This window comes from Aphanothece stagnina RSMan2012, from assembly GCF_046764815.1.
In the GTDB taxonomy this organism is placed as follows: Bacteria; Cyanobacteriota; Cyanobacteriia; order PCC-6307; family Cyanobiaceae; genus NIES-981.
In genome coordinates this window covers 33,946-51,626 of record NZ_JBKOUC010000021.1, presented here as the reverse complement: position 1 = coordinate 51,626, position 17,681 = coordinate 33,946, and the positions used below count along the sequence as shown (strand labels likewise).

The 17,681-nt window shown below is 71.0% G+C and carries 20 protein-coding genes and 1 tRNA gene; 13 read left to right on the top strand and 8 right to left on the bottom strand.

Annotated elements, in window-relative coordinates:
• A partial coding sequence (gene murJ, locus ACLNEE_RS13385; protein WP_412007217.1) for a murein biosynthesis integral membrane protein MurJ occupies positions 1–796 on the top strand: 796 nt, incomplete at its 5' end.
• 45 nt (positions 797–841) lie between these two features.
• Here murJ and ACLNEE_RS13380 read toward each other — a convergent pair.
• From ACLNEE_RS13380 to ACLNEE_RS13370, 3 genes are read right to left on the bottom strand one after another with little or no spacing between them, the layout of a single operon-like run.
• The gene (locus ACLNEE_RS13380; RefSeq protein WP_411422107.1) at positions 842–1,102 is read right to left on the bottom strand and encodes a cytochrome-c oxidase; all 261 of its coding nucleotides are present in this window, start codon (positions 1,100–1,102) and stop codon (positions 842–844) included.
• A gap of 24 nt (positions 1,103–1,126) precedes the next feature.
• Positions 1,127–1,417, bottom strand: coding sequence for a DUF3181 family protein (locus ACLNEE_RS13375; RefSeq protein WP_411422108.1), 291 nt, complete (start codon positions 1,415–1,417; stop codon positions 1,127–1,129).
• Entirely contained in the window at positions 1,414–1,653 is a 240-nt protein-coding gene (locus ACLNEE_RS13370) for a hypothetical protein (protein WP_411422109.1), read from the bottom strand. Before ACLNEE_RS13370 ends, ACLNEE_RS13375 begins: the two co-directional genes overlap by 4 nt.
• Positions 1,654–1,713: 60 nt before the next feature.
• Between ACLNEE_RS13370 and ACLNEE_RS13365 the strand changes: the two genes are divergently transcribed.
• The 7 genes from ACLNEE_RS13365 (at position 1,714) to leuD (ending at position 8,164) form a co-directional block, all read left to right on the top strand.
• A tRNA-Arg gene (locus ACLNEE_RS13365) sits at positions 1,714–1,787 on the top strand.
• Between the two features lie 150 nt (positions 1,788–1,937).
• Positions 1,938–3,227: a serine hydroxymethyltransferase gene (glyA, locus tag ACLNEE_RS13360; RefSeq protein WP_411422110.1), complete on the top strand. Its 1,290-nt coding sequence runs from the start codon at positions 1,938–1,940 to the stop codon at positions 3,225–3,227.
• A 68-nt stretch (positions 3,228–3,295) separates the two neighbouring features.
• Complete coding sequence (locus ACLNEE_RS13355) at positions 3,296–4,399, top strand: glycosyltransferase family 4 protein (protein WP_411422111.1); 1,104 nt, start codon at positions 3,296–3,298, stop codon at positions 4,397–4,399.
• Entirely contained in the window at positions 4,396–5,643 is a 1,248-nt protein-coding gene (locus ACLNEE_RS13350; protein ID WP_411422112.1) for a competence/damage-inducible protein A, read from the top strand. The genes ACLNEE_RS13355 and ACLNEE_RS13350 overlap by 4 nt, the downstream gene beginning before the upstream one ends.
• A 118-nt stretch (positions 5,644–5,761) precedes the next feature.
• Positions 5,762–6,079 carry a hypothetical protein gene (locus ACLNEE_RS13345; RefSeq protein ID WP_411422113.1) on the top strand — a complete coding sequence of 106 codons (318 nt, stop codon included), beginning with the start codon at positions 5,762–5,764 and terminating at the stop codon, positions 6,077–6,079.
• Positions 6,080–6,111: 32 nt separating this feature from the next.
• The gene (gene leuC, locus ACLNEE_RS13340) at positions 6,112–7,518 is read left to right on the top strand and encodes a 3-isopropylmalate dehydratase large subunit (RefSeq protein ID WP_411422114.1); all 1,407 of its coding nucleotides are present in this window, start codon (positions 6,112–6,114) and stop codon (positions 7,516–7,518) included.
• Between the two features lie 10 nt (positions 7,519–7,528).
• Positions 7,529–8,164 (top strand): 3-isopropylmalate dehydratase small subunit, encoded by a 636-nt coding sequence (leuD, locus tag ACLNEE_RS13335; RefSeq protein ID WP_411422115.1) that lies wholly within the window; start codon positions 7,529–7,531, stop codon positions 8,162–8,164.
• Positions 8,165–8,225: 61 nt separating this feature from the next.
• Here the strand turns inward: leuD and ACLNEE_RS13330 are convergent, their stop codons facing one another.
• Positions 8,226–10,673, bottom strand: coding sequence for a DUF3769 domain-containing protein (locus tag ACLNEE_RS13330; RefSeq protein WP_411422116.1), 2,448 nt, complete (start codon positions 10,671–10,673; stop codon positions 8,226–8,228).
• 235 nt (positions 10,674–10,908) lie between these two features.
• Positions 10,909–11,028 (bottom strand): photosystem II reaction center protein I, encoded by a 120-nt coding sequence (locus tag ACLNEE_RS13325; protein ID WP_006172424.1) that lies wholly within the window; start codon positions 11,026–11,028, stop codon positions 10,909–10,911.
• 185 nt (positions 11,029–11,213) lie between these two features.
• Between ACLNEE_RS13325 and ACLNEE_RS13320 the strand changes: the two genes are divergently transcribed.
• Entirely contained in the window at positions 11,214–14,147 is a 2,934-nt protein-coding gene (locus ACLNEE_RS13320; protein ID WP_411422117.1) for an alpha-mannosidase, read from the top strand.
• A 34-nt stretch (positions 14,148–14,181) separates the two neighbouring features.
• Here the strand turns inward: ACLNEE_RS13320 and psbN are convergent, their stop codons facing one another.
• Positions 14,182–14,331: a photosystem II reaction center protein PsbN gene (gene psbN / locus ACLNEE_RS13315; protein WP_412007216.1), complete on the bottom strand. Its 150-nt coding sequence runs from the start codon at positions 14,329–14,331 to the stop codon at positions 14,182–14,184.
• Positions 14,332–14,444: 113 nt separating this feature from the next.
• Here psbN and psbH point away from each other — a divergent pair, with 113 nt between their 5' ends.
• Genes psbH through ACLNEE_RS13295 form a run of 4 tightly spaced genes read left to right on the top strand, consistent with a single transcriptional unit; the run spans position 14,445 to position 15,923 of the window.
• A complete protein-coding gene (gene psbH, locus ACLNEE_RS13310; RefSeq protein WP_411422119.1) occupies positions 14,445–14,645 on the top strand; it encodes a photosystem II reaction center phosphoprotein PsbH in 201 nt (66 codons plus the stop codon).
• Between the two features lie 36 nt (positions 14,646–14,681).
• Positions 14,682–15,005, top strand: coding sequence for a TatA/E family twin arginine-targeting protein translocase (locus ACLNEE_RS13305; protein WP_411422120.1), 324 nt, complete (start codon positions 14,682–14,684; stop codon positions 15,003–15,005).
• Positions 15,006–15,031: 26 nt separating this feature from the next.
• Entirely contained in the window at positions 15,032–15,661 is a 630-nt protein-coding gene (gene pth, locus ACLNEE_RS13300) for an aminoacyl-tRNA hydrolase (RefSeq protein WP_411422121.1), read from the top strand.
• Positions 15,662–15,665: 4 nt separating this feature from the next.
• On the top strand, positions 15,666–15,923 hold the full coding sequence (locus tag ACLNEE_RS13295) for a DUF3146 family protein (protein ID WP_411422122.1): 258 nt from the start codon (positions 15,666–15,668) through the stop codon (positions 15,921–15,923).
• Here the strand turns inward: ACLNEE_RS13295 and ACLNEE_RS13290 are convergent.
• Entirely contained in the window at positions 15,920–16,417 is a 498-nt protein-coding gene (locus ACLNEE_RS13290) for a RuvC family protein (protein ID WP_411422123.1), read from the bottom strand. The two genes, ACLNEE_RS13295 and ACLNEE_RS13290, sit on opposite strands and share 4 nt — an antisense overlap.
• Positions 16,414–17,625 (bottom strand): DUF3084 domain-containing protein, encoded by a 1,212-nt coding sequence (locus ACLNEE_RS13285; RefSeq protein ID WP_411422124.1) that lies wholly within the window; start codon positions 17,623–17,625, stop codon positions 16,414–16,416. Before ACLNEE_RS13285 ends, ACLNEE_RS13290 begins: the two co-directional genes overlap by 4 nt.
• Positions 17,626–17,681: the final 56 nt, after the last annotated feature.

Here is a 17,681-nt window from a genome sequence, read left to right as displayed (position 1 = left end):
CGCCAACCTGCTGGTGCAGACCCCCCTGGGGCTGATCTCCAATGCCCTGCTGGTGCCGCTGCTGCCGGTGTACTCCAGGCTGACGGGGCCCGAGGACCGGCCTGAGCTGATCGCGCGCATCCGCCAGGGGCTGATGCTCTCCAATGCCTCGATGCTGCCGCTGGGGGCGCTGATGACGGCCCTGGCCGTGCCGATCGTGGCCCTCATCTATGAGCGAGGCGCCTTCGATGCCGGTGCCGCCACCCTGGTGGGCCAGCTTCTGATGGCCTACGGCATCGGCATGCCGGCGTACCTGGGGCGGGACGTGCTCGTGCGGGTGTTCTACGCCCTCGGGGACGGCGTCACCCCCTTCCGCTGGTCCCTGGCGGGCATCGGCCTCAACGCCCTCTTCTGCTGGGCCTTTGTCGGTGGCCCCACCCCCTGGAACGCGCAGCTGTTGCCGATGCTCTACTGCGGTGCCGCTGGGCTCGTGCTGGCGACCGTGGCGGTCAACCTGATCACCTGCGCCGGCCTGCTGCTGGCGCTGCATGGGCGCCTGGACGGCCTGCCGCTGCTGCGCTGGGGGCGGGACACCGGCCTGCTGCTGCTGGCGGCCGTGGCCGGTGCCCTGGTGGCCTGGGCGCTGGCCGGCCTGATCGGCTGGCCCAGCGGGCTGGTCGGACGTCTGTTCCAGACCGGCCTCAGCAGTGCTGCTGGCCTGGTCCTCTATGCGGTGCTCGCCCATGCCGCCGGGGTGCCGGAAGCCCGGCACGTGGTGCAGCAGCTGACGCGTCGGCTGCCGCGCTTCAACCGCTAGCGGCGCGCCAGCCGCAGAAGGGGGCCGGCCCCAGGGGGGATCCGCTCAGCTCTCGGGTCCGACCCGCCGTTCCTCCCGCACCTGCACGGGCATCTCGAGGTGGCAGCGGCCCAGCATCCGCGGGCCCTGCACCGAGAGGATCCGCGCCTCGATGCCGAATTCGCGGAAGGCCGTCTCAAGTTCCTGGATCAGGGCCTTCTCCACCTGGGCCTCGGCATCGACCACCTTGCCGATCAGGCGGCTGCCGAGGCGCCCGATCCGCTGGCGCATGACCTCGCGGGCGTTGGTGACCTCGATCAGCAGCACGGCCCGCTTGCAGTGGCCGCAACCCTATCCGCAAAACGGTTCCAGAACTTCCTCCAGGTCCCGCAACTGGCCGGTCGGCATGAGGCGCGCCAGGGGCAGCCGGGTGACGCCGCCGCCGATCGGCACCTGGACGGCTTCCAGGGCCTGGCGGGCACAGACGGTGCTGCCCTGGTCGATCCGGGCGGCGCATTCGATCGCCAGGGTCTGGGCCAGGCCCGCATCCCCCAGATACAGATGCCAGCCGGCCACCTGCAGGTAGAGGCGGTCGGCCAGGGCCACTTCCAGGTCCTTGAGTTGGCTGGCGGAAAGGCTCATGCTTCGCGGGCGGGACGCAGGGCCAGAACAAACCCAGCGTGCACCATCAGCACGGCCAGCCAGGTCAGGGTGAACCAGTTGAGCCGGCTCCAGGGATGGCGCAGTTCCTGCACCACCCAGAGCCCGCTGTTGATCGCGGAGAACAGTGCGGCGTGGAGGGTGAGGTTCACGATCCGCTCAAAGTGCCGATAGGTGGGGTCTTCGGGGTTGGCGGGGCCGTACCAGCGGATGGGCATGGGGAAGGTCGGGCGGGATGTTTGACGGATGGGCCCTCCGTGCGGTGAGAATGGTCCCATGCGCTTGTAGCTCAGCGGATTAGAGCATCTGACTACGGATCAGAGGGTCGGGAGTTCGAATCTCTCCAGGCGCGTTCACCAGTGCACCGCTTCCCATCCGTGGGAGGCGGTTTTTTGTGGATCCCCTGCCGGAGGGGGCGGCAGGGTTCTCCCCTGCTTCCTGCCCAGGGAGGTGTTTCCTTACGATCCCTAGCAGGACCAGCCTCCCCCCTCCCTTCCCACCGATGGCCGACACCGCCGCCGCCGCGATCAACCAGTCCCTGGCGGCTGGGGATCCCGCCATCGCCGCCCTGATCGGCAAGGAGCTGGAACGCCAGCAGACCCACCTGGAGCTGATCGCCTCCGAGAACTTCGCCTCCCGCGCCGTGATGGAGGCCCAGGGCTCGGTGCTCACCAACAAGTACGCCGAGGGCCTGCCCCACAAGCGTTATTACGGGGGCTGCGAACACGTCGACGCGATCGAGGAGCTGGCGATCGAGCGGGCCAGGCAGCTGTTCGGCGCCGCCTGGGCCAACGTCCAGCCCCACAGTGGCGCCCAGGCCAACTTCGCCGTGTTCCTGGCGCTGCTGCAGCCCGGCGACACGATCCTGGGCATGGACCTCAGCCACGGCGGTCACCTCACCCATGGCTCGCCGGTGAACGTGAGCGGCAAGTGGTTCAAGGCCGTGCACTACGGCGTCGACCCCGAAACCCAGCAGCTCAACTTTGCGAGCATCCGCCAGCTGGCTCTGGAGCACCGGCCGAAGCTGATCGTCTGCGGCTACTCGGCCTATCCGCGCACCATCGATTTCGAGGCCTTCCGCGCCATCGCCGATGAGGTGGGCGCCTACCTGCTGGCCGACATGGCCCACATCGCCGGGCTGGTGGCCGCCGGCGTGCACCCCAACCCGGTCCCCGTCTGTGACGTGGTGACCACCACCACCCACAAGACCCTGCGCGGCCCCCGCGGCGGTCTGATCCTCTGCCGTGACGCCGAGTTCGCCAAGCCGTTCGACAAGGCGGTGTTCCCGGGGAGCCAGGGCGGCCCGCTGGAGCACGTGATCGCCGCCAAGGCGGTGGCCTTCGGTGAGGCCCTCCAGCCGGCGTTCCGCACCTACAGCCAGCAGGTGGTGGCCAACGCCCAGGCCCTGGCCGCCCGCATCCAGGAGCGCGGCATCGCTGTGGTGAGCGGCGGCACCGACAATCACCTGGTGCTGCTCGATCTGCGCAGCATCGGCATGACCGGCAAGGTGGCCGACCTGCTGGTGAGTGATGTCCACATCACCGCCAACAAGAACACCGTGCCGTTCGACCCCCAGTCGCCCTTCGTGACCAGCGGCCTGCGGCTGGGCACCGCCGCCTGCACCACCCGCGGTTTCGACGAGGCGGCCTTCCGCGAGGTGGCCGACGTGATCGCCGATCGGCTGCTCAACCCGGAGGACGCCGCCATCGAGGCGGCTTGCCGTCAGCGGGTGGCCCAGCTCTGCCAGCGCTTCCCGCTCTATGCCGCCGAGCGTGAGCTCCAGCACGCCTGAATTGCCCTGATGCCCCGTAAGGTGGCGCCCCAAGCACTGCCTTCCGGCACCCGCGTCGGCCCGCTGCCGTGACTCTTGCCTACAGCCCCAACGCGGCAGCGTTGCTCACCTTCGCCGTGGCCACGGTGCTCACCGCACTCGTGGTGCCGATCGTGCGGCGGCTGGGTCTGCACTGGGGCCTCACCGACACCCCCGACTCCCGCAAGCAGCACACCAAGCCCATGGTGCGGCTGGGTGGCATCGGCATCGTGATCGGCTTCAGTCTGGCCCTGAGCCTCACCTGGATCCTGGGAGGCTTTGCCCAGTTGGAGCCCAGCAAGGACGCCCTGATCTGGACAACCCTGGGAGGCGCGCTCTGCTTCTTCGTGATCGGCCTCGCCGATGATCTGTTCGCGCTGCCGCCGCTGCCCCGGCTGCTCGGCCAGCTGCTGGTGTCGCTGGTCGTCTGGCAGGAGGGCGTGCGGATCGGCAGCATCGAGCTGCCGTTCGGCTGGATGGGATCGGTACCTTCGGCGCTGCAGCTGCCGGACTGGTTGAGCCTGCTGGCCACCATGGTGTGGCTGGTGGGGATCACCAACGCGATCAACTGGCTCGATGGCCTCGATGGTCTGGCCGCCGGCGTGAGCGGCATCGCCGCCGTGGGGCTGCTCTCGGTCAGCTTCAGCCTGCACCAGCCTGCCGCCGGCCTGCTGGCCGCCGCCCTGGCCGGCAGCTGTCTGGGTTTCCTGCGCCACAACTTCAATCCCGCCCGGATCTTCATGGGCGACGGCGGTTCCTACTTCCTCGGTTTCGCCCTGGCCGCGATCAGCATCGTGGGCCCCGCCAAGGGGCTCACCAGCGTCAGCCTGCTGCTGCCGCTGCTGATCCTTTCCCTTCCCCTGGCCGACATGTCGGCGGTGATCATGGGCCGGCTCAGCGAGGGCCACTCCCCCTTCTATCCCGACCGCCGCCATCTGCACCACCGGTTGCTGCGCACCGGCCTCAGCCAACGCCGCACGGTGCTGCTCATCTATGCCTTCACCCAGTGGCTGGCCTCCGTGGCCCTGGTGCTGGTGAATGCGGAGATGCGCTTCCTCTGGCTGGCCCTGGCCACGGCGTTGCTGATCTGGGTCCTGGTGAGCACCCGTCGCGAGCTCCAGCGCCAGGACCGCCCCTCCGCCCGCCTGCGATGACGGCCGAGATTCTCTGCATCGGCACCGAGCTGCTGCTGGGCAACATCACCAACGGCAACGCCCGCTGGATCGCCGAGCAGCTGGCGGCCCTCGGCATTCCCCACCGGCGCCAGGAGGTGGTGGGTGACAACCGCGACCGGGTGATCGCTGCCGTGCAGGAGGCCTCCCGGCGCTGCCGCGTGCTGATCACCACCGGCGGCCTCGGCCCCACTCCCGACGATCTCACGACCGAGGCGATCGCCGCGGCCTTCGACACGCCCCTCACCGAGCGGCCGGAGGTGTGGGCCGACATCGAGGCCAAGGCACGCGCCAGGGGGCGGGAGCTCTCCCCCAGCGTGCGCCGCCAGGCCCTGCTCCCCGAGGGCGCGGCCGTGCTGCCCAATCCCACCGGCACGGCAGCCGGGATGATCTGGAGCCCCGTGTCGGGCTTCACGCTGCTCACCTTCCCGGGGGTGCCCAGTGAGATGCGCGCCATGTGGGAGGCCACGGCGGCCCCCTGGCTGCAGCAGGCGGGGCTCTCCCAGGGGGTGTATGCCAGCCGGCTGCTGCGCTTCTGGGGCGTGGCCGAATCGGCCCTGGCCGAAGCGATGGCCGATCTGCTGGAGGGCACCAACCCCACTGTGGCGCCGTACGCGGGGGGCGGGGAAGTGAAGCTGCGGCTCACGGGCCGGGCGGAGACGGCGGCGGCCGCCGCCGGGATGCTCGCGCCGTTGGAGGCGGAGATCCGCCGCCGGGCCGGCCAGAGCTGCTTCGGGGTGGATGACGAGAGCCTGGCGGCGGTGGTGCTCGAGCAGCTGCGGCGCCGCGGTGAGACGGTGGCGGTGGCCGAGAGCTGCACCGGCGGAGGGCTCGGTGCGGCCCTGGCGGCGGTGCCCGGGGCCTCGGACGTGTTCCTGGGCGGGGTGATCGCCTATGCCAACGCCGTCAAGCAGCAGCTGCTGGGGGTGAGCGCCGAGGATCTGGAGCGGCATGGAGCCGTGAGCGATCCGGTGGCCCTGGCGATGGCGGCCGGGGCCCGGCGCCTCACGGGCGCCACCTGGGCGATCGCCGTCACCGGCATCGCCGGACCTGGTGGCGGCAGTGAGCAGAAGCCAGTGGGCCTGGTGCACATCGCCGTGGCGGGGGCCGCGGGGGTCTGGAGCGAGGGTGTGCGCTTCGGCGGCAGCCGTGGCCGCCACTGGATCCAGGCGCTCACGGCCGGCGAGGCGCTCAACCGGCTGCGCCTGCGGTTGCTCGCCTCCTGAATCCCCGCCCCAGGCGCGCTTTCGACAGCCCCGCTCGCGGCCGCCACCCGTTGGCCTCTGGCGGCTGGAGCCGTTGCCTGGCAGGGTTGGCCTCCTTCACCCACACGTTCAACCCAGGATGCGGGTCTCGCTGCTGCTGCTGGCCACGGTGCTCCTGGGTGGCTTCGCCCCCCAGGGCAGGGCTGCCTCGACGGCAACGTCGAGCGACTGGCAGCGCTACCGCGATTTCTACCTCGGGGTCGGCCGGCCCCACCTGCTGAGTTTCTGTGCCATCTGGCGGGACGCCAACGCCCAGGGCCACTCGCTCTGGGAGCCGGGGCTGCTGCGCCGGCTCAACGCCCCCCTGGCCCGCGAGGGTTTCACGGAGGTGGAGATCGACGCGATCACCGCCGGTCAGGTGGTGGCCATGAGCCAGGCCTGCCCGGGGATCCGTTGATTAGGGTTGCCGATTGCGCGTCAAGGGATCCGGTGAGCGCCGCCACGCTGTACGACAAGGTCTGGGACCTGCATCGGGTGGCCGAGCTGCCTGGGGGGGCGACCCAGCTCTTCATCGGCCTGCATCTGATCCATGAGGTCACCAGCCCCCAGGCCTTCGCGGCCCTGAAGGATCTCGGCCTGGGTGTCCGCCACCCTGAGCGCACCGTGGCCACGGTCGATCACATCGTGCCCACCACCTCCCAGGCGCGGCCCTTCGCCGATCCCCTGGCCGAGGAGATGCTCGCCACCCTGGAGCGCAACTGCGCCGAGCACGGCATCACCCTGCACGGCCTCGGCAGCGGCCGCCAGGGCATCGTGCATGTGATCGCCCCGGAACTCGGCCTCTCCCAGCCCGGCATGACCGTGGCCTGCGGCGATTCCCACACCTCCACCCACGGCGCCTTCGGCGCGATCGCGTTCGGGATCGGCACCAGCCAGGTGCGTGACGTGCTCGCCAGTCAGAGCCTGGCGATGGGCAAGCTCAAGGTGCGCCGCCTCTGGGTGGACGGGCAGCTCCAGCCGGGGGTCTATGCCAAGGATCTGGTGCTCCACATCATCCGCACGCTCGGCGTCAAGGGCGGTGTGGGCTACGCCTATGAATTCGCCGGACCGGCGATCGCGGCGCTCGCGATGGAGGAGCGCATGACCCTCTGCAACATGGCGATCGAGGGCGGCGCCCGCTGCGGCTACGTGAACCCGGACGCCGTCACCTTCGCCTACCTCCGGGGCCGCCCCTGCGCCCCCAGCGGCGATGCCTGGGAGCGGGCGGTGGCCTGGTGGCGTTCCCTGGCCAGCGGCCCGGATGCCGTGTTCGACGACGAGGTGCGTTTCGATGCGGGATCCATCGCCCCCACCGTGACCTGGGGCATCACCCCCGGCCAGGGCATCGGCGTGGACGAGGCCGTGCCGAGCCTCGCGGAGACCCCCCCCGATGAGCGGCCGCTCGCCGAGGAGGCCTACCGCTACATGGACCTGCAGCCGGGCACCCCGATCGCCGGTACTCCGGTCGACGTCTGTTTCATCGGCAGCTGCACCAACGGCCGGCTCAGCGACCTGCAGGCCGCCGCCGCCGTGGTGCGTGGCCGCCATGTGGCTCCGGGCATCAAGGCCTTCGTGGTGCCGGGCAGTGAACAGGTCGCCGCAGCCGCCGAGACCGAGGGGCTGGATCGCGTCTTCACCGAGGCCGGTTTCGAGTGGCGCGAGCCCGGCTGCTCGATGTGCCTGGCCATGAATCCCGACCGCCTCGAGGGGCGCCAGATCAGCGCCAGCTCCAGCAACCGCAACTTCAAGGGCCGCCAGGGTTCAGCCTCCGGCCGTACCCTGCTGATGAGCCCGGCGATGGTGGCCGCTGCCGCCGTCCACGGTCGTGTGACCGATGTCCGTCAGCTGATGTCCTGAGCGTTCTGCCATGTCCAGCTCCAGTGCCGCCCCCTTCCCCGCAGGTCCGGTCGCCTCGCACCGTGGCCGGGGAGTGGCCGTGGTCGGCTCCGACATCGACACGGACCGGATCATCCCGGCCCGCTTTCTCAAGTGCGTCACCTTCGAGGGCCTGGCTGCCGGAGCCTTTGCCGATGACAGGACCGAGCTCAACGGCGAGCACCCCTTCGACCGGCCAGTCCATCAGGAGGCCTCGGTGTTGGTCGTGAACAGCAACTTCGGCTGCGGTTCCAGCCGCGAGCATGCCCCCCAGGCCCTGATGCGCTGGGGAATCCGGGCGCTCATCGGCGAGAGCTTCGCCGAGATCTTCTTCGGCAACTGCCTGGCCCTCGGCCTGCCCTGCCTCACGGCTGAGCCGGACACCATCCGGGCCCTGCAGCAGGCCATCGCCCTCGATCCGGCCGCCGAGCTCTACCTGGATCTGGAAGCCCTGGAGGTGGAGCTGGAGAGCGAGTTTGTGGGCGCCAACCGCTGGCCGGTGTACCTGGATGCCGGCCCCCACCGGATGCTGCTGAGTGGGCAGTGGGATGCCACCAGCCAGCTGCTCGCCCATGACGCGGAGCTGACACGTACCCTGGCCGCCCTGCCCTACGCCAACGGCTTCTAGCGGCCGGTTCTTAGGGCAGGCCCACCAGCCGGTCCGGCCACCCAGTCCGGGCCAGCCTCCATCAGGGCCTGTCCTCCGGCTGGGTGACCAGGTCCCCGCCCCGATGCTGGGGCCGTGGCACGAACGGTGTGCCGCCACCCGTGAAATCGAAGTCGTTCAGCCGGACCCGGATGCCGCCGATGCCGTCGTAGGGGCTGTAGTACAGACCCAGTTCGTAGGCCCGCTGCTGCAGCTTCAGCTCCACGTAGGAGAAGCTCACGTCGCCGTAGTAGGGCGAGGTGCTGTCGATGTTGAAGGTGGCGCCGGCTTCGAGCACCAGCGGGCCATAGATCTGTTGGGCGGCGTTGAAGCTCACCGTGCGCAGATCCACCGCCCGATCGAACCCGAACGGGCTCCTGCCGTCCCGGAAGGTCTCGCTGAAGGAGGCGGAGAACCGGGTGTAGTCGAGGTAGGTGCGCTCGAAGCGGCCGAGCGTGAACGAGGGGCCGGCGGCCACGGTGAGGGTGTTCTGCTGGGAGCCGTCCTGGTAGAAGGCACTGCTGCCGTTGACCCCGAAATCCAGCCCCACCCCCGGAACCACGGGGATCGCCGAATAGCGCAGCTGTTGCAGCGGGTCGGGATCGCCCTTCAACCCGCTCTCCCACAGCCGCAGTGAGCTGGTCACCCCACCCCGGAGCGCGGTGCGCCACTGGGTGTCCAGCTGGTCCGTGTCGAACAGGGCCGCCTGGTAGTTGCCGCTCTGGGCTCGCCAGTTCAGCTCGACCGGGGTGAAGTAGGGTGTGGTCGGTCGGGGGGCCTCTGGCGAGGGGGCGGGGTTGAGGCTCGCCCGCCCCTCCAGCTCGGCGCCGTAGGAATACACCACGGTCTGCAGGCCGAGGCTGCCGTTGTAGACGCGCTCCCGGTAGCTGCCGAACAGGGCGCCCCTGGAGAAGCTGTGGAGGGGAAGGCCCAGAGGTGTGCTCAGCATGGCGTTGCTGCGGGTGCCGGCGCGGAAGTTGTCGGGGTTGAAGGTGGAGAGGTTGGCATCGCCATAGAAGCGGAACCGGCCCAGGGGCAGGTCCATCAGGGCGGCCAGGCCGAACAGATCGCTGACCTTGGCGTCCTGCACCACATCCGGCCCCACCAGGCTGCGACCGGGCCGGGTGTAGCTGTCGGTGCGTCCATCGATGGCCCGCTGGATCAGCAGCTGGGGCTGGAGTCGGAGGCTCCCCTCCCCGCCGAGCCGCAGTGGCGGCAGGTTGTAACCGAGAAAGACGCCGTCCCGGTCGCGCCGATCCGCATCCAGGGTCACGGCCAGCTGCTGCTGGCCGATCTGCACGTCGCGGATGCTGGGCAGGGAAAGCCTCTCGCCCAGGAGGATCCGGCTGTCTCGCGCCCGGATCGTGGTGACCCCGGCGGGATTGATCGCGGCCTCGACACCCCGGGCGATGGTCCAGGCCTTGGCCGGGGTGAAGGGGTCGTTGGTGAATGCGACCTCCTCGGCGAACCAGCCATTCCTGCGGATGCGGAGGCTCGAGGCCTGGAACCGCAGCCGGGTGAGGTTGCCCTTCTCCTGCCGCAGAGGTCGGTAGGTGCCACCGCCACCGGGGGGGTTGTCCTCCGATTCGATCAGGGGCACCAGGTTCAGCCGGAATGTCGTGTCGACGCTCTGGCTGAAGCGCACGTTGCTGACCCGCTGGCGGATGGCCCCGGCGGGCACCTCCCCGGTGGCGGGGACCACGAGGCCTGGCCCGGATCCGGTGGGGGGTGGCAAGGTCGAGGGGCCGGCCGGCTGCCCCCGATCGGTACGCGGCTCCAGCGCCACCTCCTCTAGCAGCTGGTTGAGGGGGCGGGCGCGCTGACCATCGCCGGCGCCTGGACAGCCCTCGGGAGCCGGCATGGTGGGCAGCGCCGTGCGGCGGGGAGGCAGCAGCTGCTGCACAGGCCGGGCTCCGGGGTCGGTGCTCAGCTCAGGGCAGGCGAAGCTGTCGTCCTCGGGCTCGGGTCTGGCGACGGCCTGCTCGCCCGGCGCCGTTGGCGGGCCCTTGAGCACTCCCTTCGGACGGTGTCCCAGGGCCAGGCCCAGGGAGGCCATGTCGCCGGCGAGGGACTCCTCGTCCACCACCCCATACACATCGCTGATCTCGCCGCTGCCCTCCCAGTCGCTGTAGCGCAGGGTGCCGGCCTGCAGGTACTGGTCTCCACGGAAGAGCCGGATGCGCCCGCTGGCGAAGACGCTGCGATGGCCCTCGCTCAGTTCCACCCTGTCGGCGAGCAGCCGCCAGCCCTCCAGGCGGGCCTCCACGTTGCCGCTCACGGTCAGCCGGCCGGTCTGGCGGTCGTAGCTCTGGCGGTCGGAGCGCACCACGAGGAACCGAGGCGTGGGGGCCCCGGGGCCCTCGGGACGTGGAACCTCGGCAGCGGGAGCGTCGAGCGGTTCCGACCGGGCCGCGACGCTGAGACCGGACGTGGCCACCAGCATGGCCACGGAGACCCCTCGCCAGTTGATCGGGCTCCTGCTCACGGCCATGGTCGGTGCGGGGAGGCGAGCATCGTGCCCCTTGGACAGGCCTTCAGCGCCCCAGCCTGCTGGTTGGATGCACCGCGTTGAAGTGCGGGGAGGACGGGATCTGAACTGAACGCAGCTAGGGAAGGCCCCTGAGGGGGGGGATCGCCGCAAGGGAGAGCCGGCCCGGCGCGGGCCCTGGCTGCCGGCAGACCGGGTTCAGGCCTGGGCTTCCATCCCCGGGAGGACGTCAGGCGCGTCAGTCTTCGAGATCCTTGCGGCTGGGGGTGCGGCTCGGGTCGCTGGCGAGAAAGCCGAACACAAAGATCCCGATGAAGAAGAAGACGACCGAATAAACCGAGATCTTGAGAGCGAGCATGGTTCGGTCTGGCGCGAAGCGGGCGGGTGACAGGGAGTGACGGCCGCCTCTGAGGAGCTGGTCGTCCCCCCGGCAGCCAGATCATCCTATGGGACCTGGCCTGCCATCCAACGATGCCCCCGGTCTCTGCAACGGGTGAGCAGCCTCAGATTGAAACGATTCAGTCACCTTCTGAGCCCCCATCGGTGTCCCCCTCCCTGCTCGACCTCCAGGCCGCCTGGCTGTGCCCGCAGCCCGGGGGAGATCTGGGCTCCGCCCTCGATCACCCCTGGGGCCCGCTCCATCGTCCCGACTGGGTGGCCCGGGGGCTGGTGGTCTGGCCCCGGGGGGGGCAGTGGCGCCGGCTGAGCCAGCGGTTGGTCTGTCCGGATGCCTGGCGGGCCCTCCAGGCGGATCCGCCCGGGCTGCGCGCCCGGCTGGTGTTGCGCTGGTGGGCCGACCAGGCGGAACTGCGGGTCGACGGCACGGCCATCCATGCCGGGGACCTGTTCGACACGGCGTGCCGCTGGGTCCTGCCGGAGCAGTGGTGGCGGGGGGAGCCGCTGCAGCTCGAGCTGCGACTGAGGAGTCCGCTGCATGACGACGGTGCCCTCCTGCACAGCCGCATCGAGCTGGAGCCCCTGGATCCTTCTGACCCGCTCGGGGTTCTTGCCGAGACCCGCGCCGCCCTGGTGAACCTGCGCCGCGAGGCCGGCCGGCCGGATCTCCCGGAACCGGAGGCGGGCTGGCATCTGCTCGGCCATGCCCACCTCGATCTGGCCTGGTTGTGGCCGGTGGCGGACACCTGGCAGGCGGCGGAGCGCACCTTCGCTTCGGTGCTCGCGTTGTTCGAGCGCTTCCCCCGGCTTCATTTCGCCCATTCCACTCCGGCCCTCTATGGCTGGCTGGAACGGCACCGTCCAGCCCTGATGGCCGCCATCCAGGCGGCGGTGCGCGCCGGTCGCTTCGAGCCGATCAACGGCCCCTGGGTGGAGAACGACTGCGTGCTGATCAGCACGGCCTCCCTGCTGCGCCAGTTCCAGGAAGGGCAGTGGGACAGCCGCCGCCGCTTCCCCCAGCTGGCCCATGAGCTCGCCTGGCTGCCGGACAGTTTCGGCTTCGCCGCCGGCCTCCCCGCGGTGGCCGGGGCCACGGGCGTGCGCTGGTTCTGCACCCACAAGCTGTTCTGGAATGCGACCAACCCCTTCCCCCATCGCCTCTTCCGCTGGCGCAGCCGCTGCGGCACGGAAGTGCTGGCGCTGATGACGGCGCCGATCGGCACCGACGGGGACCCGCTGGCGATGGAGCGCTACCGCCTGGAATGGCAGCGCTCCACCGGGCTGGCCCGGGCCCTCTGGCTGCCGGGCGTCGGCGACCACGGCGGCGGCCCCACCGCCGAGATGCTCGAGCAGCTGCAACTCTGGGAGCATCAGCCCGAGGCGGCTCCCCAGGCCCACGGGACCCTGCGGGCCTATCTCGCCGGACTGGAGCCCCACGCGCCAGCCCTGCCGGTCTGGCGGGATGAGCTCTACCTCGAGCTGCACCGGGGCTGTGCCACCACCCGGCCGGATCAGAAGCGCCACAACCGCACGCTCGAGCGGCTGCTGCGGGAGGCGGAGATCGCCGCCGTCCTGGCGGGCTCGGGCCCTGGGGCGGACTGGCGCCCCCTGTTGTTCCAGCAGTTTCACGACATCCTGCCGGGCACGGCGATCCCCGAGGTGTTCGAGCAGGCCGAGCCCCAGTGGCGGGCCGCCCGGCGCCAGGCCCGCCGCCGGCGGGATCGGGACCTGGCCGCCTGCCTGGGGGGGGGCGCTCCCTGGGATCGGCCGCGACCCGTCAGCACCGGCCGGCCCTGGTGGGCCCTTCAGCTGGTGCCCCTGGCCGGGCGTCACCGCACCGTGCGGCTCCCGGCCGGCCAGTGGCAGGCGCAGGGACAGGAGCAGGGGCCGGCCCAGTGGCAGGCCTTGCCCACCCAGGGCGCCATGGCCGGAGGGTGCTGGGTGCAGCTCCCCCCCGCCGCTGGGATGGTGGCCCAGCCCCTGCAGCACCATCCAGGCCCGCCGGATGCCACGGCCCCGGCGCCCAGCAGCGTTCACCAGCCCGTCTGGGTCGCGGGCCTGCGGGCCGGCAACGGCATGCTGTCGGTGGAGCTGGGGCCCCGAGGGGTGGAGCAGCTCTGGGACCGGCAGGGGCTGCCGCTGCTGGCGGCCCCGCTGCTCTGGCAGCGGTTCGCCGACCGGGGTGAGTTCTGGGACGCCTGGGACCTGGCAGCGGACCATGCCGACCACCCCTTGCCCTGGTCCTGGCAGGGCTTGCCCGCCTGGCGGGAGCGGGGGCCGCTCTGTGCCAGCTTCGTCTGGCGCGGACGCTTCGGGGCCAGTCGGGTGCGGCTCGAGGGGCGCCTGCTCGCCGGCACGCCCTGGTTGGAGCTGGTCTTCAGCGTCGACTGGCGGCAGCGCCATGAGCTGTTGCGGCTGGAGGTGCCCCTCGCCTCCCGCGCCGTGCGATGGGCTGCCGATACCGCCGGGGGGGTGTTGGAGCGCCCGGCCGAACCGCTGACGGCGCGGGAGAAGGCCCGATGGGAGGTGCCGGCGATCAGCTGGCTGTGCTCGGTCGGCCCCCGCGGCGGCCTGGCGCTCCTGCTGGATGGCCCCCAGGGGGTCTCGGCGGCGGCCGGGAGCCTCGGGGTTTCGCTGTTGCGCGGGCCCACCTGGCCCGATCCCGGCGCTGATAACGGTCGCCGCCGCCAACGGCTGGCCCTGCTCCCTGCCAGCCCGAACTGGCCCCAGGCCGCCGTGCCCGAGCACGCCCAGGGGTTTCGGGAGCCCCTGTGGCTGCGGCCGGCGGGGTCAGCAGCGGAGCCTGCGGCCACGCCGCGCCGTTTTCTGCCGCCCCTGGCCCCGGGGTTGCAGCTCATCGGGCTGCGTCCGACTGCGGTGCCGGGCGAAGCGGTGCTGGCGGTGGCCAACCAGTCCCCTCGCCGCTGCCATCTGGAGCTGGGCGAGGCCTGGGAGGTGCTGGCCCGGGTCAATGGGCTCGACGAGGGTCCGGTTGCCCAGTCAGGCGAGGCGGAGCGGATGCTCCTGCGGCCCTGGCAGCTGGGGTTCTGGCGCCTCCGTCCGAGCGGAGCACCGGCCTGATCCCCGGCTGGTGGCTGCCGTTCAGGCCTCGTGTTCAGTCCTCGTGATCGTCGAAGGGGTCGGTGAGCTGCTTGGACGGTGGGCCGAAGGCCAGATAGATGCCGAAACCGGTGAGGGCCAGCAGGACCGCGAGCACAGCCAGGGCCACCGATAGGGCGGGAGAGCCGGTGGTGCTGGGGTCCATGGGAATCAGGCTGGTGGGAGCTTCCGTCACAACTCTCGACAGCCCGGCGCGCCGGGCTGTCGAGGCCTTTACACTAGCCAGAGCGATTCCCTGCGCGAGAGGACCAAGCTGCCATGGCTCAACGCACCCGTCTGGGAGACCTGCTGCGCCCCCTCAACTCCGAATACGGGAAGGTCGTGCCCGGCTGGGGCACCACGCCGGTCATGGGCGTGTTCATGCTGCTCTTCCTGGTCTTCCTGCTGGTGATCCTTCAGCTGTACAACCAGTCCCTTCTCCTCGAAGGCATCAACGTCAACTGGAACGGCGCCGGCTGAGCGTCCAGGCGAGCGGCGGCCTACACGGGAGGACCCATGAACATCTTCGGAATCGGCCTGCCCGAAATGGCCGTGATTGCGGCGATCGGCCTGCTCGTCTTCGGTCCGAAGCGTCTCCCGGAGCTGGGCCGCACCCTTGGCCGCACTCTGAAGGGTTTTCAGAGTGCCTCTTCCGAGTTCGAACGGGAGTTCCGCACCGCCATCGCCACGTCGGAACCTGCCTCGGCGGACTCGGTCGCAGCGGAGCCCCAGGCGGGCACTCCTGCGCCCCTGCCGCAGGGGGAGCCAGAGCCGATCACGCCCCAGGCAGGCGCGGCTGTCCCGGCGACCGCTCCGGCCGAGTCTCCGTCTGAAGGCTGAGTCCGGGTGCCTCCGCAGGATTTCCCGTGACGGCTCAGGCCCCCCTGCCTGCCCTGAAGCTGGTGGCGGGACTCGGCAACCCCGGCAGCAAGTACGCCGGAACCCGTCACAACGTCGGTTTCATGGCCCTCGAGAGGCTGGCGGCTGAGGGCGCCACGGGCTTTCGCCAGAACCCCAAGCTGCATGGCCTGCTGGCGGAGCTGGGCCAGGGGGCGGCACGGCTGCGGCTGCTGATGCCCCAGACCTACATGAACGACAGTGGCCGCTCGATCCGGGCCGCCCTCGACTGGTTCTCCATCGAGCCGGAGGAGTTGCTGGTCGTGGTGGATGACATGGATCTGCCGCTCGGCAAGCTGCGCCTGCGGGCCGGCGGCAGTGCCGGCGGGCACAACGGTCTCCGCAGCACGATCAGCCATCTGGGAACCCAGGACTTTCCGCGGCTGCGGATCGGCATCGGCGCGCCGTGCTCCGATCCCTCCGATCGCAAGGCCCGCACGGTCGGCCATGTGCTGGGCCGGTTCCATGCCTCCGAACAGCCCTGTCTCGAGGACGTGCTGGCTGAAGTGGCGGCCGGGATCGGGCTGATCCAGCGCCTGGGCCTGGAGCGTGCCGGTAATCGTTTGAACAGTTTCCAGCCCCTGAGGGCTCCAGCCTGAAGGCATGGCCCGTCTGCCTGCCACCACCGCCCAGCTCAGGGTGCTGCACCAGAGCTTCAGCCAGCGGGTGCTGGAGGGGGAGGTGACAGCCGGGGGGTTCCACTGGACGTTCAGCTGGGCCTTTGATCGCGGCGAGCTCAGCGTCGAGCCTTCGCTGGGCCGTGCGCTGATTCAGGACGCCCTGCTGCGCTTTCTGCTCAAGGCGGATTACCAGCTCGAACCCGGCGGGGACTATGCCTTCACGGTGCGGGCCCGTTTCTAGGTGGCGTTCTCCCTCGCGCTGAGGTGGGCCTGATCGGCCAGCTCGCGAAGCACGCCCGGACCGCGCCGTGAGAGCGGCTGGCCGAGATGGCGTTCCACCAGCAGCTGCGCCACCACGTCGTCGATGTCCCGCGGCGGCAGCCGCAGCCCCTCGGGAAGCAGCCGCCGCCAGCCGCCGCTGCCGGCCAGCTGCCAGTAGCGCCGGCGGGCGGCCAGGGTGGTGCCCGCTTCCTCCACCGTCTCGGATTGCAGCCCCAGGCGCGCCAGCTGGGGGGGCCAGCTCCGGCTGCCAGTGCCGTTGCCGAGCACCACGGTGACCAGGCCGGCCTGCTGCTGCCACTGACGCAGCAAGGCCAGGCTCTCCGCCGGCGGCAGGATGGCCGCGGCGAGAATCGTGCCCAGGCCGGCATCGGCCAGGACCAGGCCGCATTTGCTGCGGCCGGGATCCAGCCCGGCCAGGCGGGACGCCTGCGGCGGGACGGCAGGCTCGCTCATGGCCGTCGCAGGGGCGGGCTCTCCGCAGGGGCGCCACCGGCGATGCGCAGCTCCACGGTGATCGGGTCCGGCGTCTCGGCGTCCCGCAGGGCCACGGCCACCAGCTGGATCACCGTGCCGGGGGGACGTGCGGCCAGGGTGCGTGCCAGCTGGTTGAACATGGCGGCGTCGAACTGCAGCCCGTCCACCAGGGAACCCTGCCGCTGGGCCCGCGCGTAGGCGGCCGCCAGCAGCAGATTGAGGCGCCGCACCAGCTGTTCGGGGTCGCGGAGATCGGCCTCGACCGTCGTGCTGGCCAGCACGTCACCGGCCTTGACCACCGGGCGGTTGGGACGGAGATCCGGGAAGGCCAGCACCTGACGTTCCCCCCGCAGCACGTTTGCGGCGGAGAGGATGCTGACCACCCAGCTTCCCGGTCGGGTGAGCAGGGATTCCAGCCGGGCGACGTCGGTCGTGGGCACCAGCAGAATCTGGCGGTCGACGGGCTGGCCGGGCAGGACCCGTTTGAAGGCCGTGATGTTGGCCTGCTGCAGCAGGGCGGTGATCACCTCCTTGGCCTGTTCCGGGCGCTCGAGGGTCACCTTCGCGCTCGCCAGCGGCTGGCCTGTGGTGATCACCACATCGCCCCGGCGCAGGGCGAGCAGGTTGTCCTCCAGGTCCTCGAGCTCCCGGGCGCCGGCCTCGATCCGTCGTCGCACCTCGGCCAGTTCCGCTTCGGTGCGGCGGATCTCGGCGTCGCGGGCACCGACCTCGCCGGCCAGCCGGTCCCGCTCACGCTCCAGCGCCATCCTCTGGGCCTGCAGAGGAGCGAGTTCCCGGCGCAGCGCGGTGGCCCGGGCCTGGGACTGGGCCAGTTCCCGCGCCACCTTGCGCTGGCCCTGCTGGGCGCGGGCCACCTCGGCCTGACTGGTGATCAGGCTCTGCTGGCTGGCTTCAAGCTGCCGCCGCGCCGTGCTGAGGCGTTCCTCCAGCCGCTCGAGTTCGAACAGACCGGTGCGAAGCCGCTCGCTCACCAGCAGCAGCAGGCCGAGGGACATTGCGCTGATCAGGCTCCCCGTCAACACCGTGATCAGCACGGCCGTGCGCCGGGGGCGCAGGTTGAACAGGCTGAGTCGCGCCTTGCCGACGCGGCTGCCCAGCCGATCTCCCAGGGTGGCGAGCACACCCCCGAGGAGCAGGAGCGCCAGGATCAGCAGCCAGCCCGACACGTGCGGTCCCGAATCGGCCCAGTATCCCCCGCTTGCGGTGGCTCCATGCCAGGGGT